21 protein-coding genes are annotated in these 18485 nt (G+C 67.2%); 11 read left to right on the plus strand and 10 right to left on the minus strand.

What is annotated here, in order from left to right; genetic code table 11:
* The first annotated feature begins 264 nt into the window (after window positions 1-264).
* Both OXM57_04195 and OXM57_04200 read left to right on the plus strand, forming a co-directional pair.
* Window positions 265-1659 (plus strand): pyridoxal-dependent decarboxylase, encoded by a 1395-nt coding sequence (locus OXM57_04195; protein ID MDE0351869.1) that lies wholly within the window; start codon window positions 265-267, stop codon window positions 1657-1659.
* Between the two features lie 30 nt (window positions 1660-1689).
* Window positions 1690-2112, plus strand: coding sequence for a cupin domain-containing protein (locus OXM57_04200; GenBank protein MDE0351870.1), 423 nt, complete (start codon window positions 1690-1692; stop codon window positions 2110-2112).
* Window positions 2113-2159: 47 nt separating this feature from the next.
* Here OXM57_04200 and OXM57_04205 read toward each other — a convergent pair whose 3' ends face one another.
* From OXM57_04205 to OXM57_04220, 4 genes are all read right to left on the minus strand, one after another.
* Window positions 2160-3176 carry a TIGR03842 family LLM class F420-dependent oxidoreductase gene (locus tag OXM57_04205; GenBank protein ID MDE0351871.1) on the minus strand — a complete coding sequence of 339 codons (1017 nt, stop codon included), beginning with the start codon at window positions 3174-3176 and terminating at the stop codon, window positions 2160-2162.
* Window positions 3177-3191: 15 nt separating this feature from the next.
* Window positions 3192-4685, minus strand: a complete 1494-nt coding sequence (locus OXM57_04210; protein ID MDE0351872.1) for a CoA-acylating methylmalonate-semialdehyde dehydrogenase — start codon at window positions 4683-4685, stop codon at window positions 3192-3194.
* Window positions 4686-4774: 89 nt separating this feature from the next.
* Window positions 4775-6196, minus strand: coding sequence for a dihydropyrimidinase (gene hydA / locus OXM57_04215; GenBank protein MDE0351873.1), 1422 nt, complete (start codon window positions 6194-6196; stop codon window positions 4775-4777).
* A 30-nt stretch (window positions 6197-6226) separates the two neighbouring features.
* Entirely contained in the window at window positions 6227-7522 is a 1296-nt protein-coding gene (locus OXM57_04220) for an aspartate aminotransferase family protein (protein MDE0351874.1), read from the minus strand.
* Between the two features lie 257 nt (window positions 7523-7779).
* Here OXM57_04220 and OXM57_04225 point away from each other — a divergent pair, with 257 nt between their 5' ends.
* Window positions 7780-8031 (plus strand): type II toxin-antitoxin system prevent-host-death family antitoxin, encoded by a 252-nt coding sequence (locus OXM57_04225; protein MDE0351875.1) that lies wholly within the window; start codon window positions 7780-7782, stop codon window positions 8029-8031.
* A 37-nt stretch (window positions 8032-8068) separates the two neighbouring features.
* On the opposite strand, the gene OXM57_04230 is transcribed toward OXM57_04225, so the two are convergent.
* The 6 genes from OXM57_04230 to OXM57_04255 form a co-directional block, all read right to left on the minus strand.
* A complete protein-coding gene (locus tag OXM57_04230; GenBank protein MDE0351876.1) occupies window positions 8069-8911 on the minus strand; it encodes an acyltransferase in 843 nt (280 codons plus the stop codon).
* Between the two features lie 125 nt (window positions 8912-9036).
* A complete protein-coding gene (locus OXM57_04235) occupies window positions 9037-10119 on the minus strand; it encodes an ABC transporter substrate-binding protein (protein MDE0351877.1) in 1083 nt (360 codons plus the stop codon).
* Window positions 10120-10262: 143 nt separating this feature from the next.
* A complete protein-coding gene (locus OXM57_04240; GenBank protein ID MDE0351878.1) occupies window positions 10263-11051 on the minus strand; it encodes an ABC transporter permease in 789 nt (262 codons plus the stop codon).
* The gene (locus OXM57_04245; GenBank protein MDE0351879.1) at window positions 11048-11821 is read right to left on the minus strand and encodes an ABC transporter ATP-binding protein; all 774 of its coding nucleotides are present in this window, start codon (window positions 11819-11821) and stop codon (window positions 11048-11050) included. Before OXM57_04245 ends, OXM57_04240 begins: the two co-directional genes overlap by 4 nt.
* Window positions 11818-12723: an ABC transporter permease subunit gene (locus OXM57_04250; protein MDE0351880.1), complete on the minus strand. Its 906-nt coding sequence runs from the start codon at window positions 12721-12723 to the stop codon at window positions 11818-11820. The genes OXM57_04245 and OXM57_04250 overlap by 4 nt, the downstream gene beginning before the upstream one ends.
* Window positions 12724-12809: 86 nt before the next feature.
* Window positions 12810-13607 carry an HAD-IB family hydrolase gene (locus OXM57_04255; GenBank protein ID MDE0351881.1) on the minus strand — a complete coding sequence of 266 codons (798 nt, stop codon included), beginning with the start codon at window positions 13605-13607 and terminating at the stop codon, window positions 12810-12812.
* Between the two features lie 192 nt (window positions 13608-13799).
* Here OXM57_04255 and OXM57_04260 point away from each other — a divergent pair, with 192 nt between their 5' ends.
* From OXM57_04260 to OXM57_04295, 8 genes are all read left to right on the plus strand, one after another.
* Window positions 13800-14330, plus strand: a complete 531-nt coding sequence (locus OXM57_04260) for a hypothetical protein (GenBank protein ID MDE0351882.1) — start codon at window positions 13800-13802, stop codon at window positions 14328-14330.
* Complete coding sequence (locus tag OXM57_04265; GenBank protein ID MDE0351883.1) at window positions 14321-15379, plus strand: ATPase, T2SS/T4P/T4SS family; 1059 nt, start codon at window positions 14321-14323, stop codon at window positions 15377-15379. The genes OXM57_04260 and OXM57_04265 overlap by 10 nt, the downstream gene beginning before the upstream one ends.
* Window positions 15373-16044, plus strand: coding sequence for a type II secretion system F family protein (locus OXM57_04270; protein MDE0351884.1), 672 nt, complete (start codon window positions 15373-15375; stop codon window positions 16042-16044). The genes OXM57_04265 and OXM57_04270 overlap by 7 nt, the downstream gene beginning before the upstream one ends.
* Window positions 16041-16682: a type II secretion system F family protein gene (locus OXM57_04275; protein ID MDE0351885.1), complete on the plus strand. Its 642-nt coding sequence runs from the start codon at window positions 16041-16043 to the stop codon at window positions 16680-16682. The genes OXM57_04270 and OXM57_04275 overlap by 4 nt, the downstream gene beginning before the upstream one ends.
* Window positions 16683-16751: 69 nt before the next feature.
* Complete coding sequence (locus tag OXM57_04280) at window positions 16752-16952, plus strand: hypothetical protein (protein MDE0351886.1); 201 nt, start codon at window positions 16752-16754, stop codon at window positions 16950-16952.
* A 23-nt stretch (window positions 16953-16975) separates the two neighbouring features.
* On the plus strand, window positions 16976-17311 hold the full coding sequence (locus OXM57_04285) for a pilus assembly protein (GenBank protein ID MDE0351887.1): 336 nt from the start codon (window positions 16976-16978) through the stop codon (window positions 17309-17311).
* Window positions 17312-17331: 20 nt separating this feature from the next.
* The gene (locus OXM57_04290; GenBank protein MDE0351888.1) at window positions 17332-17724 is read left to right on the plus strand and encodes a pilus assembly protein TadG-related protein; all 393 of its coding nucleotides are present in this window, start codon (window positions 17332-17334) and stop codon (window positions 17722-17724) included.
* Between the two features lie 156 nt (window positions 17725-17880).
* Window positions 17881-18485, plus strand: a 605-nt coding sequence (locus tag OXM57_04295) for a metal ABC transporter substrate-binding protein (protein MDE0351889.1), incomplete at its 3' end; no start/stop codon positions are given.

Below are 18485 nucleotides of genomic sequence, written 5' to 3' on the forward strand. Positions count from 1 at the left end.
GACAACCCGCCAACCGAGCTGCAGCTTGACATTTCCGCTCCTGGGGTGTCTATGTAGGGTCTTCCGGGCCCGCCCCATTCTCCATCCGCATTATTGATGAGTAGTACGTTCCGAAATGCTAATAATAGATATAATGCTTTAGAAGGGGCTAGTTTGTCCGCATAGCGCAGCCCTGAAGCGCGGCGCCGTGTCCGGGGATCCTGGCCGTGTTGACGAACACCTCGCCGGTCTCTTGGATTGGGGTATGCCGATGATGTCCTTGCAATGACTCCTGAGGAGTTCCGCCGTCACGGTTACGCGTTGATCGACTGGGTGGCCGGCTACATGGAGCGGGTGGGCGACCTGCCGGTCCAGTCACAACTGGCGCCGGGCGAGATCCGGGACATGCTCCCCGACCACGCTCCGGAGGAGCCGGAGGACTTCGAGGAGGTCACGGCCGACCTGGACCGCATCGTGGTACCCGGGCTGACCAACTGGGTCTCCCCCGGATGGTTCGCATTCTTCCCGGCCGCCACTTCCGGCCCCGGCATCCTGGGCGAGCTGGTCTCGGCCGGCCTCGGCCAGCAGGGCATGCTGTGGGCCACCAGCCCGGTATGCACCGAGCTGGAGAGCGTGATGGCCGACTGGATGGTGGACCTGCTCGGCCTTCCAGCCAGGTGGAAAACCACCGACCAGGGCGGCGGGGTGCTGCAGCAGACCGCCTCGGATGCAGTCCACACCGCCCTCGTGGTGGCCCGCGAGGAGGCGGCCCGCCGGGGCGCCTCCGCCGACCGGTGCGTCGCCTACACGTCCTCGCAGGCCCATTCCTCGGTCGAGAAGGGAGCTCGGGTGGCCGGCTACCGCCACGTGCGTCTCGTCGACGTGGACGATGCCTACGCCATGCGGATCGATGCCCTGCGGGAGGCGGTTCGTGAGGATCGGGCGGCCGGGCTGGAGCCCGCCTTCGCCTGCTCGGCCGTGGGCACGACCGGCACGACCGCTGTCGACCCGGTCCGCGCCGTGGGCGAACTGGCCCGCCAGGCCGGGATGTGGCACCACGTGGACGCCGCGTATGCCGGCAACGCCATGCTCTGTCCCGAGTTCCGGCACCATCAGGACGGCCTGGAGCTGGTGGACAGCTACACGGTCAACCCTTACAAGTGGACGCCGATGACCTTCGACGGCTCGCTCTTCTACGTGGCCGACCGGAGACCCCTGATCCGCACCCTCTCCATCCTGCCCGAGTACCTGCGCAACGCCTCCTCGGAGAGCGGGCAGGTGATCGACTACCGGGACTGGCACGTGGCGCTTGGCCGCCGCTTCCGCTCCCTGAAGCTCTGGTTCGTCCTGCGCTACTACGGCGCCGCCGCGCTGCGGGCCCGGATACGCGACAACGTGGCATGGGCGCGCTCCCTTGCCGACCGGGTGCGGGCACACCCTCGTCTCGAGTTGGTGGCCCCCGTCCCCTTCGCCCTGGTGTGCTTCCGGCACCGGGCCGGCAACCGGGCCACCGATTCACTGGGGGAGGCGGTCAACCGGTCCGGTCACTCGTTCCTGACCCCTTCCCGGATAGGGGAGACCTCCTTCCTGCGGGTGTCGATAGGCCAGATGGACACCAGGGAGGAACATGTCGAGCGGCTGTGGAGCCTCGTTGACGAAGCGGCCACTCCTCTCCTCTAGAGTCCTCGGCGTCTATCGGTTCGGAGGATCATGGAACATTGGAGGCCTGGTGACGTAGCGTGGGAGGAGGCGCCCGCGGAGTACTTCACCGGCGACGTGCTATTCGGGCCGGTGCGTAACGACGGTGTGCTCAACATCCTGGCGGTCAGCTTCGAGCCGGGTGCTAGGACCGACTGGCACCACCACCCTGAAGGCCAGGTGCTCTACGTCGCGAACGGCGCGGGCCTGGTCCAGAACACAGAAGGCGCCGCCGTCGAGATCTCCACCGGAGACCTCGTCCACGCCCCTCCTGGCGAGGTGCACTGGCACGGCGCCCTCCCGGACTCGCCGATGACGCATCTATCCCATACCACCGGCGGCGCCACCGTGTGGGAGGGCCGCAAGGTGAGCGACGAGGAGTACGGGTCGGTGGCCGGCGGGGGTCGCTCACCCGTCGCCGAATCCGGCTACTGAGGCACACCCGAGGCGGGTGAGGGGTGGATCCGGGCGAGAGCCGGTGATCAAGCCTCTGGACCCATGACCTCAGGTATGACCGTCCTGCCGTAGGCGTTCAGCGTTCCCTCCCGGTCGTCGTGCATCAGGTAGACCCCGAAGTGGTCCATCCCCAGGGCGCTTAGTTCCCGCAGCTTGGCGATGTGGTCCTCCGCCGTTCCGAGCACGCAGAAACGGTCCACGATGGCGTCGGGCACGAAGTCGGTAGAGGGGTTACCGGCCTTGCCGTGATGGGCGTAGTCGTAGCCTTCCCGGGCGGCGATGTAGTCGGCCAGAACCTCGGGAACCATGTCCGGGTTGTCCGAGCCGTAGCGCTTCACCAGGTCGTGGACGTGGTTGCCGACCATGCCCCCGAACCACCGGAGCTGCTCCCGCTGGTGCTCGATGTCGTCGCCCACGTAGGCCGGCGCCACCACGCAGACCGAAATCTCGCCAGGGTCGCGGCCTGCGTCCACCGCCGCGGCCCGAACCGCCCCCACCGTCCACTCCAGGATCTGGGGGTCGGCCAGCTGCAGGATGAACCCGTCGGCGTGGCGTCCGATCGTGGCCAGCGCCTTCGGTCCGTAGCCGGCGGCCCACATGGGAAGGTCCCAGCCCTCCGAGATCCACGGTATGCGGAGAGGAGTGCCGTCATAGTCCACCTCGTCCCCGGCAACCAGGCCCTTGATGACCTCCATCGACTCGACCATCTTGGCCAGGGTGCGGGGCTTGCGACCGATGACCCGCAAGGCCGAGTCGCCCCGTCCCATCCCACAGATGGTCCGGCCCCCGTACATGTCGTTGAGGGTCGCGAACAGCGAGGCCAGCACGGTCCAGTCCCGGGTGCCGGGATTGGTGACCATCGGACCCACCACCATCCGTTCGGTCTCCGCCAGCATCCTCGAGTAGATGACGAAGGGCTCCTGCCACAGCACGTGGGAGTCGAACGTCCAGGCGTGGCTGAACCCGTTGGCCTCGGCCAGCCGGGTGAGTTCTACGACCCGGGAGGCGGGTGGATCGGTCTGTAACACGACGCCAAAGTCCATGGTGCCTATCCCCTCTTAACGATGCTGGGGGAACCCGAGGTCCACCCCGCGGTGGATGGGGTCCGGCCATCTGGCGATCACGACCTTCGGCCGGGTGTAGAAATGTACCCCTTCGGGGCCGTAGATGGAATGGCCGCCGAAGATGGAGTCCTTCCAGCCCCCGAAGGAATAGAAGGACAGGGGTACCGGGATCGGAACGTTGATCCCGATCATCCCCACTTCGATCTCGGCCTGGAACTTGCGCGCCGCGCCGCCGTCGTTGGTGAAAACCGCGGTTCCGTTGCCATACGGGTTCACGTTGATGAGGTCTATCGCCTCCTGGTAGGAGTCGGTGCGCACCACCGAGAGCACCGGTCCGAAGATCTCGTCCCGGTAGATCGACATGTCCTGCGTCACCCCGTCGAACAGGGTAGGGCCGAAGAAGAAGCCGTCCTCGTGCCCCTCGCTGGTGAAGCCCCGGCCGTCTTCGAGGAGGCGGGCGCCCTCGGCCTCGCCGGCGTCGACGTAGCCGGCCACCCGGTCGCGGTGCTCGGCGGTGACCAGGGGGCCCATCTGGGCGCCCTCGGAGTCCCCCGGACCCACCACCAGGTCGGCGATCCGCTCCCGGACCTTGGGCAGCAGCCGGTCGGCGGCTTCGCCCACCGTGACCACCACCGAAATCGCCATGCAGCGCTCGCCGGCCGAGCCGTAACCGGCCGATACCGCCGCATCGGCGGCCAGGTCCATGTCGGCGTCGGGAAGGACGATCATGTGGTTCTTGGCGCCGCCCAGCGCTTGGACCCGCTTGCCGTTCCTGGTTCCCTGCTCGTAGATGTACCGGGCGATCGGCGTCGAGCCTACAAAGGAGACGGCGGCGATGTCCGGGTGCGCCAGTATGGCGTCCACCGCCGCCTTGTCACCGTGAACCACGTTGAAAACGCCGTCGGGAAGGCCCGCTTCGGCCAGCAGTTCCGCGTTGAGCAGCGAGGCGGAAGGGTCTTTCTCGGACGGCTTGAGCACGAAGGTGTTGCCGCAGGCGATGGCGATGGGAAACATCCACATGGGCACCATGGCGGGGAAGTTGAACGGGGTGATCCCGGCCGCCACCCCCAGCGGTTGGCGCACCGTGTAGGTGTCGACGGCGCTGCTGACCTGCTCCGAGAACTCCCCCTTGATCAGATGGGCGATGTTGCAGGCGAACTCCACCACCTCGAGGCCCCGCTGGACCTCGCCCAAGGCGTCGTCGAGGGTCTTGCCATGCTCGGCGGTGAGGATGCGGGCCAGGTCGAGCCGGTGCCGGGTGATGAGTTCCCGGTAGGCGAACATGATGTTCTGGCGGCGGGTCAGCGACACCGACCGCCAGTCCTCGAACGCCTTCCGTGCCGCACCGACTGCTCGGTCCACCTCGTCGGCCCCGGCGAACGCCACCTCGGCGGCCCGGCGTCCGGTGGCCGGGTTGAACACCGGACCGGTCCGCTCCGGCTCGCCCTCCCAGGACTTTCCGTCTATCCAGTGGGTTATGGTCTTCATCGCCCTCGTCCTCGTGCTTTAGGTACTTGACTTCACTCTGCGGTGGCCCTCGCCTCGGGACTGCCCGTAGCGGCCACGGCAACGCCGGGTCAGCGCAGCATCATGGTGGTGCCGCGCCGCAGGTACTCCCCGTCGCCCTTGCTCCCGTGGTACCGGCCGTCCTCGATGATGATCTTGCCCTTCGACATGACCGTCTCGACCTTGCCCGTGATCTCCCGGCCTTCGTACGCCGAGTAGTCGACGTCCATGTGGTGGGTCTCCACCGAGATCGTATGCGTGCGGTCAGGGTCGAGGATCACGATGTCGGCATCGCTCCCGGGCGCGATGGTGCCTTTCTTCGGGAACAGGCCGAACATCTTGGCCGGCGTCGTCGCGGTGATCTCCACGAACCGGTTGGCGTTGATGCGGCCACCCGCGACACCCGCGTCGAAGATCAACTCCATCCGGTTCTCGACCCCGGGCATCCCGTTGGGGATCGCGGCGAAGTTGTCCCGCCCGAGCTGCTTCTGGGTTCCGAACGTGTGGTGGTCGCCCATGCAGAAGGGGCAGTGGTCGGTCGACACCACCTGAAGGTCGTCGGTCTTGAGGCCCCGCCACAGCCGCTCCTGATGTCCCGCCGCCCGGTCGCGTAGCGGCGGTGAGCACACGTACTTGGCGCCCTCGAAGCCCCCTCCGAGGTTGTCCAGATCCAGCAGCAGGTACTGAGGGCAGGTCTCCGCGAACACGTTCCGCCCCTCATCCCTGGCCAGGGTGACCTGTTCGAGGGCTTCGAGAGCCGAAAGGTGGACGAAGTAGACCGGAGCGTCGGTGACCTCGGCCAGCCGGATGGCGCGATGGGTCGCCTCGCCTTCCAGCACCGACTTGCGCACGATTCCGTGATGGATCGGATCGGTCTCGCCGCGCTGCAGCGCCTGGTTCACGAACACGTCGATGGCGATGCCGTTCTCGGCGTGCATGGCGATCATCGATCCGTTCTCGGCGGCCTTCTGCATGGCCATGACGATCTCGCCGTCGTCGGAGTAGAAGACGCCCGGGTAGGCCATGAACATCTTGAACGAGGTGACGCCCTCGTCCACCAGCATGTCCATCTCCTTGAGGGTCTGCTCGTTGATGTCCCCGGTGATCATGTGGAAGCCGTAGTCGATGGCGCACTCGCCCTCGGCCTTGGCCATCCAGCGCTCGAAGCCGTCCATGGCGTACTCGCCCTTGGTCTGGACGGCGAAGTCGACGATGGTGGTGGTACCTCCCCAGGCGGCAGCCCGGCTACCCGTCTCGAAGGTGTCGGCGGCAAAAGTCCCCCCGAACGGCAGTTCCATGTGGGTGTGCACGTCGATGCCGCCCGGTATGACCAGCTTTCCTGAGGCGTCGATGGTGCGGTCCGCCGCCAGGCCCAGGTCGATCCCGCCGGACGCAACGATCGCAACCACCTGCGTGCCCTGGATGAACACGTCGGCCTGCATGGTCTCGGTGGCGGTGACGACGGTGCCGTTCTTGATGAGTGCAGTTCCCATGGCTTCCCTCCGATTGGATTGTCTCGGATGTCAGGCGCCGGTTGCCCGGCGGACGGCGGCATCGAGCATCGCCAGGCCCTCGTCGCATTCCGCCTCGGTGACGGACAACGGCGGGGCTATGCGCAGCACGTTCCCGTACAGCCCGCCCTTGCCGATCAGGAGCCCCTCGGCCTTGGCCTCCTCCATGATGGCTCCGGTCAGAGCCGCGTCGGGCTTGCCGGTGCGGGGCTCGGACAGTTCGATGCCCAGCATCAGGCCCTTGCCCCGTACTTCCGTGATCTGCTCGGTCTCCACGGCGAGGTGATCGAGCCCGTTCCTGAGTTGGGCGCCCACCTTGTAGGCGTTCGACTGGAGGTCCTCCTCCACCAGGACCTCGAGCGTGGCAAGGCCGGCCGTGGTCGCCATCGGGTTGCCCCCGAAGGTCGAGATCGCGTTGGCGGGGTAGCAGTCCATGATCTCCTTCCGCCCGACCACGCCTCCGATGGCCATGCCGTTGCCCAACCCTTTGGCGAAGGTGAGCAGGTCCGGGACGATGCCGTGTGCCTCGTATCCCCAGAAGTGCTCGCCGGTGCGACCCCAGCCGGTCTGGACCTCGTCCGAGATGAACAGGATCCCGTGCTCGTCCAGCACCTCCTTCATCGCCCCGAACAGCCCGTCGGGCGGGGTAATGAATCCCCCGACACCCTGGATTGGCTCGGCGATCATGGCGGCCACGTTCCCGGCAGTGGCGATGTCGAGCAGGTCACGGAGGTCGTCGACACACCGAGCGATGAACTGGTCGTCCGGCAGGTGGCCGAACGGGGAGCGGAGCTTGTAGCCGCCATGCACGTACGTCACCTGGAAGGGGCTGAAGGTGGTGCCCGACCAGGCGGCGTTCCCCGTGACGGCGATGGCGCTGTGGGACTTACCGTGGTAGCTGCCCCGCACGGCAAGGACCTGGTTGGAGCGCCGGTACTGGGTGGCCAGCATCAGGGCGGTGTCGTTGGCTTCGGTACCCGAGTTGGCGAAGAACACCTTGGCGTCCGGGATGCCCGACAGCTCGGCGATCTGCTCGGCCAGGGCTATGTGGGACTCCATCAGGTACAGGGTGGAGGTGTGAAGCATCCGGTCCGCCTGCGCTTTGATCGCCTCGACCACGCGAGGGACGCGGTGGCCCGCGATCGTCACCAGGATCCCCCCGAAGAAGTCCAGGTAGCGGTTCCCTTCGGCGTCCACCACATGCCGACCCTCTCCGTCCACCAGCGAGATCGGCTCGTCGTAGTACAGGCCGACCCAGGGGGGTATCACCGCCCGGTGGCGCTCTAGCAGGTCGGCGTGGACTCCCACTGGTGCCCTCCGTTGTCGCGTGGAACTCCCAGGATACTTCCCATCCCGGCGCACTGAGGCCCGGTAACAAGCCCCCTTCGCCAGGCGACGCTGATCTCTGCGGTCGTCATGTGGCATCTGCATAGTCGTGGTTGTCGATAGGCGTTCGCCGGGGGCAGGTTGGCCGGTATGACCGCTACGAAGACTGCCCCAGGAGTTCAAGCTGATCAACATTCACGAGCAACTCCGCTGAAGCCGCCGAGGTCTATCGTGACTACATGGATGTCGGAATCCCCGAGCTCAAGGCAAATCTGTCGGAGTACGTCAGGAGGGCCGCCGGAGGTGAGGAGATCGTAGTTAGCGGTCGGGGCAGGCCGGTCGCGAAGCTCGTAGGCCTAGGCACATCGATGCTGGAGAGCGGTGTCGCGGAGGGGTGGATCACGCCGCCGACGCGCTCGAACCTCACGCCCGCTGTCTATTACCGGGCCTCCCTAAGCACCGGGGAGGTGATAGATGAGGACCGCGGATGACGCTCCACGCGGACACGGGTGACCGGGACCTTGACTGTCAGGGGGCGACCAGGGGGTCGTAGGCGTCGGGGCGGCGGTCCCGGTAGAAGGCCCAGATCTTGCGCACATCGTCGATCAGGTCCATCTCGAGGTCTCTGATCACGAGTTCCTCCTCGGTGTCCGAGCCGGCCTCGCCCACCAGCTGCCCTCGCGGATCGACGAAGTACGACGAGCCGTAGAAGTCGTTGTCGCCGTAGGGCTCCTTGCCGACCCGGTTGATGGCGCCCACGAAGTACTCGTTGGCCACCGCTGATGCGGGCTGCTCGAGGTTCCACAGGTACATGGACAGGCCGCGGCTGGTCGCCGAAGGGTTGAACACGATCTTGGCGCCGGCCAGACCAAGCGCCCTCCAGCCCTCAGGGAAGTGGCGGTCGTAACAGATGTACACGCCGATCCGGCCCACCGCTGTGTCGAACACCGGGTAACCCAGATTGCCGGGCCGGAAGTAGAACTTCTCCCAGAACCCGTTGACGTGCGGGATGTGGGTCTTGCGGTACTTACCCAGATACGTGCCGTCTGCGTCTATCACCGCTGCGGTGTTGTAGAGGAAGCCGTCGTCCTCCTTCTCGTAGAGGGGGACGACCAGCACCATTCCCGTTTCCTTGGCCACCTCGATCATCCGCTGCGTGCTCGGGCCGTCGGGCACGGGCTCGGCGGAGTCCTTGTGGTCGTCGTCCTGGACCTGGCAGAAGTAGGGCCCGTTGAACAGTTCCTGGAAGCACATCACCTGGGCGCCCTGGTCGGCGGCCTGGTACGCGTAGTGGGCGCCTTTCTCGACCATGGACTCACGGTCACCGGTCCATGCAGCCTGCAGGAGCGCTGCCCGAACGATGTTGGCCATTTTCTCTCCTATCCGCTGTTCCTCATTGTGGCGCGGAACGGGGGCCGGAGCCATCGCCGGCTCCGGCCCCACCGATCCGCAGGGCTACTTCCTAAGGATGGTCCCGCTGCCGCGGGTCCGATCCTCTACTCACCGCCCGGGTTCAGCTCCACGGTGACCCGCCGCCAGCTGTTGCCGACCGTGTCGAGTCCGTCATCCTCGAGCGCGTCCACCGCGTTCTGGGCGAAGTCGGTCCGGTACGAGCCGGCCGGCGGCACGCCCTGGATCACGCCCTGGCTGGTGGCCACGTCGACGGTCTGCTGCCACAGAGCTCCGTCCATGACGCCGATGCCCAGCGGCGACGGCCAGATGAGACCGTTGATCTCGTTCATCTGCCAGGTCTGGTGGCTGCGTCCCAGCGTTGGTCCGGCGGCCAGCACGATGTCGACGCAGCTGTCGGGGTTGTCACGGCAGTGGATCCATCCCCGGAAGCTGGCCCGCAGGAACGCCTCGACGATGTCGGGATTGTCCTCGGCATATGCCTCGGTGACCCAGATGGCGTCCTGGAGCATGGCCGTGGCGATCGACGGGTCGTTGAAGTCGATCACGGTGAGGTCGGACGGCTGGTAGAGCTCGCCCGTGTCCGGGTTGGTCGCTTCCAGCACCTGGGCGTACTCGTTGTAGATCATCGCCTCGGCGGCGTCGATCTCCCGGTTGAGCAGTGCCTCCATGTCGAAGCTCTGAGCGACCAGTTCACCCACGTTCACCCCGAACTTCTCGATGGCGGCGGTCAACTCGTACTCGTTGCCGAAACCCCAGTTCCCGACGATCTTGCCCTCCCAGTCGCTCGGAGAGGTGATGCCGGAGTCGGCCCACGACACCATCAGCGTCCCCGAACGCTGGAACACCTGGCCGACGTTCACCAGCCCGGCCTCCTCCTCGTTGGACACGAGGGCCTTGGGAACCCACGCCAGACCGAACTCGGCGCCTCCGGTCGCTACGACCTGCTGGGGAACGATCTCGACCGCGCCTTCGAGAATGGTCACGTCCAGTCCCTCGTCGGCGTAGAACCCCTGATCCACAGCCGCGTAGTAGCCGGCGAACTGCGCCTGTGCCACCCATTGCAGCTGCAGGTTGATCGGGGTCAGCTCGTCGTCCTCGGTGGCGCAGGCGCCGGTGATCAACACCAGAACCGCCATCGTCGCAGTGAGTGTTCGTAGTCTCCTCATTGTGCCTCCCTTCATGTTGCTCCAGCACCCTCTTCCAATAAACACCCTTCGGGGAAACAACTAAGGATAGATGGATGCGGTCGGCGCGCTACCTGCAGAGGAGGGTTTATCTGCCGGCCACGCGCCCGCCTGCATCGCGTTGTTCAGGCGTTGCGTACCGACACGTGCCAGGGGATGACCCGTCGCTCGATCAACACCACGATGTTGTAGAGAGCGATTCCGAACAAGGAAGCCAGCACGATGGCGGCCCAGGCCTCCTCGAACTGCAGCAGACCCGCCTTGGTGGTGATGTACTGGCCGAGCCGTTCCTGGGAGCCCCCGAAGAACTCCTTGACGATGGCGCCGATGAGGCTGAGCGCGGCGGCGACCTTCAGCGCAGAGAACAGATACGGGGTTGCATGCGGGAATTGCAGCTTCCAGAGGGTGGCGAGCCGACCGGCCGCGTAGGACTCCATCAGCTCGATCTCGGAGGCCTCGACCGAGAGGAGCCCCCGGACGAGGTTGATCATGACCGGGAAGAACACCAGGATCGCGACGACGAAGATCGAGCCGAAGGGGCTGCGGAGTCCGAACCAGGAGTTGGCGATCGGCGCCAATACGACGATCGGCGTGGAGTTGGCCGCGATCGCGAAGGGAAGGGCGCCGTCACGCACGAAGCTCCACCGGGCAGCCGCCAAGGCTGTGAAGACCGCGAGGAAGCCGCCCAGCAGTAGGCCGGCCAGCGCGGTGGAGAACGTACCAGCCCCGGCGGTGAGCAGGTCGGAGGTCTCGGTGGCGAAGGTGGCGGCGATCGCCGTGGGCGCCGGGAGGATGAAACCCTTGATGTCGAAGGCTCTGACCATGCCTTCCCACACGATCAGCCCGCCGACGAAGATGCCGATGGCGGGAAGCCGGAAGTAGAGCTTCCGGAGGAACTCCGGCCGGTTGGTCAAGCGTCCTCCACGGCTCTCAGCCCCTCTCGGACGCCGGTGAGCAACTCGAAGAAGCGCTGGTCCTCGCGGGTCTCGTAGGCCCGCGGCTCCGGGAGGTCGATGTCGACCACTTCGGTGATGGTTCCCGGACGGGGCGACATGATGACGACACGGCTCGACAGGAAGACCGCCTCGGGAATGGAATGGGTCACGAACACCACGGTCGTCCCCGTCTCGGCGCGGATGCGAAGCAACTCCGACTGCATCCGCTCGCGGGTCATCTCGTCCAGGGCGCCGAACGGCTCGTCCATCAGGAGTATGGAGGGCTTGAAGGCCAGCGCCCTCGCGATCGCGACCCGCTGCTGCATCCCGCCCGACAGCTGCCAGGGGTAATGGTTGGCGAACCGGTCGAGCTGGACCAGCTCCAGCATGGCGGCTGCCTGCCGGGAACGCTCGGCTGCGTCCATCCCCATGATCTCCAGGGGCAGTTCCACGTTGGCCTGCACCCTCCTCCACTCAAGAAGCGTGGCGGACTGGAATACCATCCCGTAGTCACGGTCGAGCCGGGCCCGAGCGGGAGTCTTGCCGTTGACCAACACGGTCCCGGAGGAAGGCGGGGTGAGGTCTCCGATCAGGCGCAGGAGGGTCGACTTCCCGCACCCGGAAGGTCCGATGACGGAGATGAACTCTCCTCGCTCCGCCGACAGGTCGACCCCGTGGACGGCCCGCACCTCCTGGTCGGAGCCGGGGTTGAACACCTTCCCCACCCCGCGTAGCGCGAGCGCGCTCATGCGACCACCTCCTTCAGAGTCCGGCTCTGCGGGCCTGCTGCCTCGCTGAGGTCTTCCAGCCGCCGGGATGGCGGAATCAGGACTCTCTCGGCGAGGACCACGACGCCTACGAACCCGATCCCCACCAGCGACGCGACGAGTATCGAGGCGAAGAGCTTCTCCGGGGCTGCCGAGAAGGCCGCAGCGAAGTTCAGAATGGCCCGGCCCAGCCCGTCAGGCATGCTGGCGGGAAGCTCACCGACGATGGCGCCGATGATCGAGGCGGTGGCCGCGATCTTCAGGGCCGGAAACAGGTAGGGCAGGGCCGCCGGCACCTGGAGCTTCCACAGCACTTGGTTCGGGGTGGCCGCGTAGGACCGCATCAGTTCGGAGGCGGTGGCATCCGGGCTGCGCAGCCCGCGCAGCGTGTTGATGGCGACGGGGAAGAAGGCCAGGTAGGCGGAGACCACCGCCACGACCAGCCACCGGGTGACGTTCAGGCGACCGGCCCAGACCACGAGGATCGGAGCGATGGCCAGGATGGGTACCGTCTGGGAAGCGACCACGTGGGGCATGAGACCGCGCTCGGCGAGGGCGGATCGAACGAACAGCACCCCGAGGCCGAAACCCACCGCGCTTCCGAGGACGAACCCGAGGAGCGCCGAACGCCATGTGAAAAGAGCGGCCCGGAGGAGGACCAGTAACAGCATGTCGCCCCCGCGCCGCGCCGGACGCAGGAGGGCGATGACCACATCCCAGGTGTGGGGCATCGAACGCTCATTGGTGCGTACCGGTAGGGAGATGCCGGTGCCCGGCCAGACACCGCCCGTTGCGGTTCCCATCCACTTGTAGCCTTCCCACAGCGCGATGAGGACGGCCAGTATCCCGAGAAAGGACAGGAGCCGGCGGGCGTTAGGGCTCATCGCACCCAACGATCGCACCGTCGTGGCCGGCAAGGCAGGGCATGCGCCATCCCGGGCGCCCAGTCAGCGCCTCAGCCGGGCGCCGGTCATGTCGCCCGCTGACGGGCCTTCAATGCCCACAGCGTCACGGCGCCGGCTATGGCGGTGGCGACAACGGTCCCGGACACCAACGGCGCCGGCCGCGCCAGGGTCTGGAGACGTTTTCGCAGGTTCACCGGACTATCGAACTCGGCCACCGGCCAGCCACGCCCGGCCGCGACCTCCCGCAGGGCGCGGTCCGGGTTGACGGCCACCGGATGGCCCACCGCCTCCAGCATGGGGAGGTCGGTGACGCTGTCCGAGTAGGCGTAGCACCGGGCGAGGTCGATCCGCCATTCCCCGGCTAGCCGCCGGATGGCCTCGGCCTTGGCGGTCCCGCTGGCGTAGAAGGCCAGTTCACCGGCATAGCAACCCTCCTCGTCGACGGCTGAGCGGGTGGCGATGACATGGTCGACTCCGAGGTGGGCGGCCAGTGGTCGGGCCACCTCCTCGGGTGAGATGGACATGATGACCACCTCCCGGCCCTCCCGGCGGTGCTCGTCCATCAGGTCGAGGGCTTCTTCGTAGACCAGCGGAGCTACGACCTCGTCGATGGTTTCTTCGACGAGTTCCCGGATCCTCGAAGCCTCCATGCCTTTGGTCAGGCTCACCAGCTGGTCACGGAGCTTGTCCAGCTTCTGCTGATCCGCGCCGGCCATCCGGTAGATGACCTGGGCCGTCGCCGCTCTGAGCAGCGTCCGCCTCCGGAGCAGACCGGCCTTGTGAAGGGGTCGGGCAAAGGCGAGGGTGGACGACTTGGCAATGATCGTCTTGTCGAGATCGAAGAAGGCGACACCCGTTCTCACGGCGCCCATCTTACGGGAGAACGGTGCGATCCGGGAGCCATGAGGCCTATCGCGGCCCGGATCGAGCGGGCGAGAACGCGAAAAGATGGGGGTTACCAAGCTGTCCAAAGCTCGATATGTTAGCCATATGTTCACTAATGCTAACCAATATTCATCACGGTCCGGGACAGGGCGGTCACAAGGACCGCGGGCATGGTAGCCCTGGCCGTCCATACCCTCCACGACGATGTGCTCGGGATGCTGGCGCCGCTCGCGCTGGCATCCTTCCACCCCACGGCACTCGTGATCGACCTCGATCCGGAAGGCCTTCCCCTGCCGGGCCGCCGAACCCTGGCCGGCCTGGTTGAGGATGGCCCCACCCTCGCCGAACTGGTCTCCTCCAGGAAGGGACTGGCGGTACTCCCGCACGGAGGCGTGCACATCCCGGCAGCCATGGAGGTCGTCGGTGCCCTCGTCCAGTCCTGGCCGTGCGTGGTGGTGCGGACCCGTACCCCACTGGACGGCATGCCGTTCGTGCGGGTTGCGCCCCTCATCCCCGGCGTCGACACGCGGGTCTCGCCCCGGGTGTGGGTACGCACCGGAATCGGCCGGGTGGAGCCCGGGCCGGGGCCGGTTGTCGACGCCCCCTCCCGCTCCGCCTTCAACTCCGTGCCGGCCCGCCAGACCCCTTCCGGCCGGTGGTTGCGGTCGTGGGCACCGGTCTGGAGATGGCGATGGCAGTAGTCGAACGCGTTCTCCGGCGCGTGCTCGAGTCGGATGTCGAGTTGAGCCGGGATCAGGCCGAGGCCGAGGTGCGCAGGATCATGTCGGTGGAGTCGCCGCTGGCCTCCCCGGGAATCGTGGACGTGGTGGTCGACACTCTCGTCGGGATGGGGCCGATCGAGCCGCTCTTCCGGGACCCCGCAGTATCGGACGTGTTCGTCAACGGTCCCGACGAGGTCTGGGTGGAGCGTCGAGGGATCCTGGAGCCGACCGATGTCTCCTTCGCCGACGACGCGGCGGTCCTGGCTGCCGTCGAACGCACCATCGCCCCGCTGGGCCTGCGCCTCGACCGGGCCAGTCCCCTGGTGAGCGCCCGCCTTCCCGACGGCAGCCGCCTTCATGCCGTCGTCCCGCCGGTGTCGGTCGGCGGTCCGGTAGTCGCCATCCGTCGCTTCACCGCGGTGGCGCCCAGCCTTGACACCTTCGTCGATTGGGGTTCGATGACCGATGCCCAACGCACGGTGCTCGAACAGGCCGTGATCGACCGGAAGAACATCGTGGTCAGCGGCGGGACCGGAACCGGAAAGACGACCTTGCTGAACGCCCTGGCGGCGACGGTGCCGGTCGGCGAACGGATCGTGACCATCGAGGATGCCGCCGAGTTGAGTTTCGCCGGGCACGTGGTCCGGCTCGAAGCCCGCCCTCCCAACGCCGAGGGCCGCGGACGCGTCACACTTGCCGACCTGGTACGTACCGCTTTGCGGCTCCGACCGGACCGCATCATCGTCGGGGAGGTACGAGGCGCCGAGGCCCTCGACATGATCTCGGCCATGAACACGGGCCACGATGGGAGCCTGTCCACCGTCCACGCCAACGGCCCCGAGGACGCCCTCTGGCGGATCGAGACGCTGGCCCTGACCGGGAGTGAGGGGGTTGGCGAGACCGCCATCCGGCGCCAACTCCGCTCCGCTGTCGACCTTGTGGTGCACCTGAACCGCAGGAACGCCGGCCGCCGGGTGGAGACGATCGCCGAGGTCGGGCTCGACGGATGCCGGGAGACGGCATGCTGATCCTCGGGCTTGTGGCGATCGGTGTGGCGCTCCGGCCCCGGCGCTGGTGGGAGCCGCTGGCCCTGGGGGCCGCGGTGGTGTTGCCCTGGTGGGCCGGCCTGGCGGGAGTCGCAGCCGGTAGCTGGTTGGCCCTCCGCCGGAGCCGCCCCGATCCCTACCAGGAGGTCGCCTACCTGCAGGCTGTGAGCGCCGAGCTACGGGCGGGAAGGAGCCTCCGCCAGGCGCTGGTCGATGCCGCCAATCGTGCGCCCGACCTGGACCTGGCCCGGATGGCCCGCCTCTGCCGGTCCGGCCGCCCCATGCCCGAGGTGGCGGAAGCGGCGTCCGCTGCGCTCCCGGGAACCGGCCACCTGGCCGCAGCCGCGGTGCGGATCGGCGCCGAGAGCGGAGGCCGGGTGGCGGCTGCTTTCGCCACCCTCGCAGGTATCCAGACCGACCGCATCGAGCTCCAGCGCGAGGTGAGGGCGGCGGGCGCGGCCGCCCGGGCATCCGTCGCAGTCCTGACCGTGCTTCCCGTCGGCGGATTGCTGACCGCAGCCGCCACCGGGACGCTCTCGGACCTGATGTCGATGGGGAGTGTCGGTCCCGTCCTGGTCGGCCTCGGGGCCGTGCTCCTCATCGGCGGCGCTTCCGTGACCCTGATCCTGGGGAGGAAGCTGCCTTGACCCTTTTCACGATGATGTCTGTTGCCGTAGTGGTCTACGTCATGACCGCCGGCCGGTCGGTCGGCGTGCGCTCCATCGCCGCGACCGGCGCCGCCATCGGGCTGGCCAACCCCCTGGCCTGCGCCAGCCTCGGCCTCGTCTGGTACTCCCTCCGGCGGCGCCGTGCAATCCGTCGCGAGCGCCTGGCCCGCCGGCGAGCGGAAGGTGAGCTGGAGTTGCTCACGCACTCCATGCTGATCGGCCTGTCAGGTGGCCTGTCACCAGCCGGAGCGCTGGCGCTGGCCCGCGAGAGCCTCTCCTCGTCGCTGGGCCAGGAGGTCGACAGGATCCTCCGTCATGCCGTGAAGGCCGGCTTCACCCCGTCCCTGATGAGCGCGCGCGGCGTTGGCGGCCGGCTGTTCCGACAGGTGGGCGCCGCTCACCTGTCGGGTTCTCCTCTCGAGCTCGCCCTGACCGCACTGGCCGCCGAATACCGGGAGGCGGCCCGCTCCTCGGCTGTCGAGAAGGCTCGCCGTCTACCGGTGCGGATGGTGCTACCGCTCACCCTCCTGATGCTTCCCGGCCTGCTCATCCTGATGATCGGTCCGCTGGTGCTGCCCTCGCTGGCGCGGCTCCTCGACCCCTTCATGTCGTTCTGAAGATGTCACTTCCCCCCGGACCGGCCGGACGCCGGCAGACCCGCCACGGCGGGAGAAAGGAGACTCATCATGAGTTCAGTCATCAACATCGTCCGTCGGGCGACCCGGGCTGTCGGGGGCGAGGAAGGTCAGGCCACCGTCGAGTACACCCTGGTGGGAATGTGCGCGGCCGGCATGGCTTCGTTGCTCCTGAACTGGATCAACAGGACCAGCCTCATCGGCAAGTTCTTCGGCTCCGTGGCAAAGCACATCATCGGGCTGCTGGGCTGACACGAGAACGGGGCTCTTCCACAGTGGAGTTCGCCCTGGTCATCCCGCTGATCCTCCTGCTGGTCCTGGCGATCGCCGAGGTGACCGTGGTGGCGAGGACGGCGCTCCAACTGACAGCCGCCGGGCGGGAGGGGGCGAGGGTGGCGGCCACCTCGCCCGATCCCGCCCGCGCCATCGAGGCAACCCGCCGCGCGCTCGGCCCGGAGCTGGCGGGCCGGGCCCGGATCACGGTCCGACGCCCGCCGGTGGTGGGTCAGCCGGCCCGGGTCACCGTGGCCGTCGACCATGTGCTGCTGGCGGCGCTCGGCGGGCTGCGTATACCGCTCGAATCGACCGCCGAGATGCGGGTCGAGACGTGAGGTCATTCGAGGTCACGCGAATGAGTACGGACCGCGGCTCGGTGACCGTCCTCGCGGTCGGGGCGCTGGTGCTAGCCCTGGTGCTGGCGGCCGGCGTGACCGCGGTCGGTCAGGTGGCGATCGCCAGGAACCGGGTGACCGCCGCGGCGGAGGCGGGTGCCCTCGCCGCGGCGCCGGTCACCTTCCGGCCGTTCGGCGCCACCGGATCTGCAACGGATGAGGCGGCTCGGCTGGTCCGCGCCAACGGCGCCACGCTGCTCCGGTGTGACTGCCGGCCCGACAGGGGATACGACCCCAGGACGGTGGCGGTCACCGCCACGGTCACCGTGGACGTCCTGGGGATCCGGGAAGTGAGCATGGAAGCCACCGCGGTGGCCGAGTTCCGGCCGGTGGCCTTGCTGGTCGGACCGTAGGCCGGCGCCGCAGCCCGACGCTGCCCCCGGCGGGGCGACCTCGAGAGTTGCCCTATCTGCATGAGACTGATTATCATTATCTGATTACCTGAGGGTACGAGAGGGAGGGGAAGAGTCTTCATGCCCCGATGGCTGCGCGCTGTCTCAATGTTGCTAATGCTGACGGTAGCTTCAACAGCGTGTGGCACGGACGCAGAGGACTCTGCACCGAGTTCCACCTCGAGCCCGGCGGTAGCAGAAACGGTATCAGAACCAACCTCCACAGACCCGGCAGGCCGACTGGCGGTGGTGGCGACAACCACAATCCTCGGTGATGTGGTAGCGAATGTCGTTGGTGGGAATGCTGATGTCGAAGTGCTGCTGCCGCCGGGCGCCGACCCTCACGACTACCAGATTTCGTCCAGCCAGGCAGCCCTGCTCTATACCGCTGACCTGGTGGTTGCCAACGGCCTCGGCTTGGAGGAAGGCCTCATCGACGTGATCGAGGCAGCCGAAGAAGACGGAGTCAACGTTCTGGAGGTGGGTGACCTGCTCGACCCCCTGCCCTTTACCGGAGGTGGGGGCCATGGCCATGGCGAAGAGGACGACCACGCCCACGAAGAAGACGATGATCACGCCGACGAAGAGGACGACCACGCCCACGAAGAAGACGATGATCACGCCGACGAAGAGGACGACCACGCCCACGAAGAAGACGATGATCACGCCGACGAAGAGGACGACCACGCCCACGAAGAAGACGATGATCACGCCGACGAAGA

This window comes from bacterium (assembly GCA_028820935.1).
Lineage (GTDB): Bacteria > Actinomycetota > Acidimicrobiia > Spongiisociales > Spongiisociaceae > Spongiisocius.

Excerpts from the sequence above, each read along its gene's own strand:
- OXM57_04230 (MDE0351876.1), bottom strand. The coding sequence starts at position 8,911 with ATGGCCAACATCGTTCGGGCAGCGCTCCTGCAGGCTGCATGGACCGGT.
- OXM57_04200 (MDE0351870.1), top strand. The coding sequence starts at position 1,690 with ATGGAACATTGGAGGCCTGGTGACGTAGCGTGGGAGGAGGCGCCCGCG.
- OXM57_04205 (MDE0351871.1), bottom strand. The coding sequence starts at position 3,176 with ATGGACTTTGGCGTCGTGTTACAGACCGATCCACCCGCCTCCCGGGTC.
- OXM57_04195 (MDE0351869.1), top strand. The coding sequence starts at position 265 with ATGACTCCTGAGGAGTTCCGCCGTCACGGTTACGCGTTGATCGACTGG.
- OXM57_04290 (MDE0351888.1), top strand. The coding sequence starts at position 17,332 with ATGAGTACGGACCGCGGCTCGGTGACCGTCCTCGCGGTCGGGGCGCTG.
- OXM57_04250 (MDE0351880.1), bottom strand. The coding sequence starts at position 12,723 with ATGAGCCCTAACGCCCGCCGGCTCCTGTCCTTTCTCGGGATACTGGCC.
- OXM57_04270 (MDE0351884.1), top strand. The coding sequence starts at position 15,373 with ATGCTGATCCTCGGGCTTGTGGCGATCGGTGTGGCGCTCCGGCCCCGG.
- OXM57_04265 (MDE0351883.1), top strand. The coding sequence starts at position 14,321 with ATGGCAGTAGTCGAACGCGTTCTCCGGCGCGTGCTCGAGTCGGATGTC.
- OXM57_04280 (MDE0351886.1), top strand. The coding sequence starts at position 16,752 with ATGAGTTCAGTCATCAACATCGTCCGTCGGGCGACCCGGGCTGTCGGG.
- OXM57_04235 (MDE0351877.1), bottom strand. The coding sequence starts at position 10,119 with ATGAGGAGACTACGAACACTCACTGCGACGATGGCGGTTCTGGTGTTG.
- OXM57_04260 (MDE0351882.1), top strand. The coding sequence starts at position 13,800 with ATGGTAGCCCTGGCCGTCCATACCCTCCACGACGATGTGCTCGGGATG.
- OXM57_04210 (MDE0351872.1), bottom strand. The coding sequence starts at position 4,685 with ATGAAGACCATAACCCACTGGATAGACGGAAAGTCCTGGGAGGGCGAG.
- hydA (MDE0351873.1), bottom strand. The coding sequence starts at position 6,196 with ATGGGAACTGCACTCATCAAGAACGGCACCGTCGTCACCGCCACCGAG.
- OXM57_04225 (MDE0351875.1), top strand. The coding sequence starts at position 7,780 with ATGGATGTCGGAATCCCCGAGCTCAAGGCAAATCTGTCGGAGTACGTC.
- OXM57_04245 (MDE0351879.1), bottom strand. The coding sequence starts at position 11,821 with ATGAGCGCGCTCGCGCTACGCGGGGTGGGGAAGGTGTTCAACCCCGGC.